1 pseudogene is annotated in these 593 nt (G+C 66.8%); it reads right to left on the bottom strand.

The features are described 5' to 3' along the window. Window positions 1–65 precede the first annotated feature (65 nt). Window positions 66–593, bottom strand: a pseudogene (locus PXG97_RS21445) (hypothetical protein); the annotation flags it as partial.

The raw sequence follows: 593 nt of genomic DNA, 5'->3' as shown, positions 1-593 counted from the left end.
GGGGAATCCCCCGCGCCGCTCCGCTGCCAGCCCGCCGCCCCCGGAAAGGGGGAGCTGCTGCCTTGTTATTTTGTGATCGTGAAGGTGACGGTCCTTGGCGTGCCGGCCTTGCCGTCGGTGTAAGGCGTGGCCTTGAGCGTGTAGGTGCCGGCCGCCGGCGGGTTCCAGTTGCCGTAGTAGAAGTTGCCGCGGCCGTCGTCGCCGTGCAGGGCGTAAGGCGCAGCCCCGTCGGTGTAGCTCTTGCTCTGGGCACCGCTCAGCTCGAACTTCACGCTGCCGCCGAAGCCCGAGGCCGTGGTCGCCTCGATGTTGAGCTTGGTGTTGGCCAGCGAGCTCAGGCTGATGGTGGCCCCGTCGGTGATCGACAGCACCCCCTTCTCCGTGTGCGAGTCCACCAGCGTGAAGCCCGTCACCTGCGAGCCGCCAGCATCTGATGGGATCACAGTTTCTCCTGAGTTCGTGATCGTGAAGGTAACGGTCCTTGGCGTGCCGGCCTTGCCGTCGGTGTAAGGCGTGGCCTTGAGCGTGTAGGTGCCGGCCGCCGGCGGGTTCCAGTTGCCGTAGTAGAAGTTGCCGCGGCCGTCGTCGCCGTG

Source organism: Pontibacter litorisediminis (genome assembly GCF_029360645.1).
In the GTDB taxonomy this organism is placed as follows: domain Bacteria; phylum Bacteroidota; class Bacteroidia; order Cytophagales; family Hymenobacteraceae; genus Pontibacter; species Pontibacter litorisediminis.
This window is presented reverse-complemented; position numbering and strand designations above follow the sequence as displayed.